The 4,207-nt window shown below is 68.1% G+C and carries 3 protein-coding genes and 1 pseudogene; 3 read left to right on the plus strand and 1 reads right to left on the minus strand.

The window, feature by feature from the left end; all coding sequences use genetic code 11:
* The 3 genes from AC3IFE_RS18770 to AC3IFE_RS18780 form a co-directional block, all read left to right on the plus strand.
* Nucleotides 1-816 (plus strand): AMP-binding enzyme (locus AC3IFE_RS18770; RefSeq protein ID WP_489191531.1); only part of this gene is annotated, 816 nt, incomplete at its 5' end.
* Between the two features lie 211 nt (nucleotides 817-1,027).
* Nucleotides 1,028-2,098, plus strand: a complete 1,071-nt coding sequence (locus AC3IFE_RS18775; RefSeq protein ID WP_489191532.1) for a porin — start codon at nucleotides 1,028-1,030, stop codon at nucleotides 2,096-2,098.
* Nucleotides 2,099-2,348: 250 nt separating this feature from the next.
* A complete protein-coding gene (locus AC3IFE_RS18780) occupies nucleotides 2,349-3,755 on the plus strand; it encodes a methyl-accepting chemotaxis protein (protein ID WP_489191533.1) in 1,407 nt (468 codons plus the stop codon).
* A 22-nt stretch (nucleotides 3,756-3,777) separates the two neighbouring features.
* On the opposite strand, the pseudogene AC3IFE_RS18785 reads toward AC3IFE_RS18780, so the two are convergent.
* Nucleotides 3,778-4,207: pseudogene (locus AC3IFE_RS18785) on the minus strand (penicillin-binding protein 1C); the annotation flags it as partial.

The raw sequence follows: 4,207 nt of genomic DNA on the forward strand, positions 1-4,207 counted from the left end.
CTGCGCATCATCGGCACGGTCGGCGAACCGATCAATCCGGAAGCGTGGATGTGGTACCACAAGCACGTCGGCCACGAACGCTGCCCGATCGTCGACACGTGGTGGCAGACCGAAACCGGCGGCCACATGATCACGCCGCTGCCGGGCGCGACGCCGACCGTGCCGGGTTCCTGCACGCTGCCGCTGCCGGGCATCATGGCCGCGGTGGTCGACGAGACCGGCCAGGACGTGCCGAACGGGCAAGGCGGGATTCTCGTCGTCAAGCGGCCGTGGCCCGCGATGATCCGCACGATCTGGGGCGACCCGGAGCGCTTCAAGAAGAGTTACTACCCGGAAGAACTCGGCGGCACGCTGTACCTGGCCGGCGACGGCACGGTGCGCGACAAGGAGACCGGCTACTTCACGATCATGGGCCGGATCGACGACGTGCTGAACGTGTCGGGCCACCGCCTCGGCACGATGGAGATCGAATCGGCGCTGGTGTCTCACGAGCTGGTGGCCGAAGCGGCGGTGGTGGGCCGTCCGGACGACACGACGGGTGAAGCGGTCGTGGCGTTCGTGGTGCTGAAGCGCGCGCGCCCGGAAGGCGACGAAGCGGCGGCGCTCGCGAAGACGCTGCGCGACTGGGTCGGCAAGCAGATCGGGCCGATCGCGAAGCCGAAGGACATCCGCTTCGGCGACAACCTGCCGAAGACGCGCTCGGGCAAGATCATGCGGCGCCTGCTGCGCTCGCTCGCGAAGGGCGAGGCGATCACGCAGGATACGTCCACGCTCGAGAATCCGGCCATCCTCGAGCAATTGAACCGCTCGATGTGACATCGCCCGCCACGGCGGGCCTATCGCTTCACCGCGGCGCCGAAGCACGACCGCCCGCCTCTCACACCGGGCTCGCGGTCGCTTCGGCGCCGGCGACAAGCATCGCCGTGCGTTCCCCGACGGCACGGCATGCAGGCGGCTCGCATCGCTTCCGCCATTGCATTTTTAATTAGTCGTACGTATTACAACACTCACAAAACGGAGACAGACGATGAAGGGAATGACACGGACGATGTGCGCGGCGCTGCTTGGCGCGGCCGCCAGCACGAGCAGCTTCGCGCAGAGCAGCGTCACGCTGTACGGCGATCTCGATGCCGCATTGCTCTATACGAGCCGGTCGCTCGATTCGGCGACCGGCGGTAACTCCGGCCGCCAGTTCGCGCTGACCGACACCGGCATGACGCCGACCAACTTCGGCATCACGGGCACCGAGGATCTCGGCGGCGGGCTGCACGCGAGATTCAAGCTGGAAAGCGGCTTCAACATCACGGACGGCGCGTTCGGCCATTCGAACGGCAACTTCTTCGGCCGCCAGGCGTGGGTCGGGATCGACGGCGGCTTCGGCGAAACGAAGGTCGGCCTGCAGTTCTCGCCGTTCGTGCTCGCGATCCTCGGATCGGATCCGCGCAACGTCTCGCACTTCGGCGCGGCGCTGGTGCCGTATGTCGACAACGTGCTCGTTACGGGCCTCTTCAACCCGAACGCGATTTCGTACACGAGCCCGACGATCGCCGGGCTGACGGCCAGCGCGATGTTCGGCTTCGGCGGGAAGGCCGGCGACTTCCAGGCGGGACGCCAGTATTCCGGCAGCCTCACCTATACGAACGGCGGCTTCATGCTCAACGCGGCGCTCTACGACGGCAACGGCGGCACGTCGCCGACGCCGGTTGCGAGCACGGTCGCGTTCGTCGGCCGCACGATCGGCGCCGCCTACACGTTCGGGCCGGTGACCGGCAAGGCGTCGTTCACGAGCTACAAGGTCGCCGGCTCGTTCAGCAACGACGTGTATAGCGCCGGCCTCGATTACCGCGTCACGCCGGCCCTCGACCTGAACACCGGCGCGTGGTACACCACCGACCGCAACGATTCGCACAATCATTCGCTGCTCGCCGCGATCGGCGCCGACTACAGCCTGTCGAAACGAACGGGCCTGTATGCGCAGGTCGGCGTGGTCAACAACCACGGCGCGATGAATACGGGCCTCGGCATCACGGGCGGCGCGTTGTACGGGTTGCCGGGCACGACGGTCGGCGTCAACGCCGGCATCCATCACGTGTTCTGATACAGCCGCCGAGGACGGGCGAGTGCCACGCGCCGCCCGTCCGGACACGGAAACGACGCATAAACGTCGCGCAGACGTCATGCGAACGTCACGCACACGCGCCTCACCCGGCGCCGGCCCGGCCATCCGGCGCACCGATCTCGATGTTTACCCGACCTCAAGTCCGCGGCTGCGCGGCCGTCAAGTCAGGAACGCATGCGCAACATCCGCCGGAAACCCGGCGCGCGTGCCCTCAAGGAGACCCACCAACGTGAACTTCTTCGGAATCGGCCGCCACCGCCGTTCGTCGCGCGCGCTCGTCGGCGACATTGCCGAGCAGGCCGGCAGGCTCGGCATCGAGATCTGCGACGTGTCGGGCCACGTCGAGGAAGTCGCGGCCCGCGTCGCCCGGCAGGCGGAGGTGTGCCACACGCTGCGCGAATCGGCCGCCCTCACGCTGCGCGGCAACCACCGGATCGCCGAGGCCGCGCAGCAGGTGCGCAACGTCAGCGCCAATGCGTCGAATGCGGTCCAGCAGTCGCAGCAGACGATCGAGGCGTCGCTCGCCGACATTCACGGGCTCGTCGAGGGCGTCACCACGATCGGCGACCAGATGGGCGCGCTGCGCGATGCGCTCGACCACGTGCGGGCGGTGTCCGAGGAGATTTCCGTCATCGCGCGCCAGACCCACCTGCTCGCGCTGAACGCCGCGATCGAGGCCGCGCGTGCCGGCGAGTCGGGCCGCAGCTTCGCGGTCGTCGCGGCCGAGGTCAAGAACCTGTCCGCGAAAACCGGCCAGGCGACGGCCCAGATCGAGACGACGCTCGCGCGGCTCGCCGAGCAGACCGAACACCTGCTCGCGGAAGGCACCGACAACGCCGCCCGCGCGCATCGCGTGCGCGAGGGCACGCGCACGATCGGCGAGGTCGTGCACGCGACCGGGCACGCGATCACCGAACTTGCGGGCGAAGCCGAACAGATCGCGTCGTTGACGGACGAGATCGAGGCGCAGTGCCATCGTCTCGACGAGCAGGTCGGCGAGATGGCGTCCGGCGTCGAGAACTCGGCCGACAACTTCTCGCAGGCCAAGGACCGCCTCGGCAATCTGCTCTCCGTCTCCGAGACGCTGATCGAGCTCACCGCCGCGACCGGCATCGAATCGCCGGACACGCGCCTGATCGACACCGCGCGGAGCACGGCCGCCGCGATCGGCAAATGCTTCGAGGAGGCGATCGGCCGCGGCGACATCACGCTCGACGCGCTGTTCGACACGCACTACGAACCGATTCCGGGCACCGACCCGCAACAGTTCATGACGCGCTTCACGGCGTTCACCGATCGCGTGCTGCCGGCCATCCAGGAGCCGGTGCTCGACGTCGACGCACGCGTCGTCTATTGCGCGAGCTTCGACCGGCAGTGCTACCTGCCGACTCACAACCGAAAGTTTTCCCTGCCTCAGCGCGCGGACGCCGCGTGGAATGCGGCCAATTGCCGGAACCGCCGGATCTACACGGACCGCACGGCGCGCATGTCCGTGGCGCATGACAAGCCGTTCCTGCTGCAGACCTATCGCCGCGACATGGGCAACGGCCAGTTCGTGCTGATGAAGGACGTGTCCGCGCCGATCGTCGTCGGCGGACGGCCATGGGGTGTCCTGCGGATCGGCTACACCGTCTGAACCGGCGCGGGCAGGCCGCGCGTTACTGCTCCAGCCCCACGCCCAACGGCCGCTGATCGCTGCGGCCGTGATCGTCGACCACCCGCACCGTATAGCTGCCGGCCGTGCGCGGCTGCCAGAACAGCGTGTCGCCCGGCGCGCTGCGGCCAACATACGCATCGTTGACGAACCAGTACAGCGCATGCGCGCTCGCATCGGCGCTCGCGTTGAACGCGATGCGCGTGTCGTCGGTGCTTTTCACGCGCATCGCGTACGTACTGCCGCGCAGCGGCGACGTGATGCGCGGCGGGTCGCCTTCGACCTGTCCGGCATCGCGACAATCGGCATTCTGCGGCGGCCGCCGGCGCGGAATGCCGGCCTGCGCGAACACCTGCTGCAAATCCGACGGCCAGAACTCGAAGACCTCCGTATGCGTGCGCTTGCCGTCGTACGGCGGGCACGCGGCCTTCCCC

The sequence above is a fragment of the Burkholderia sp. APQ4-4ca genome (genome assembly GCF_057837105.1).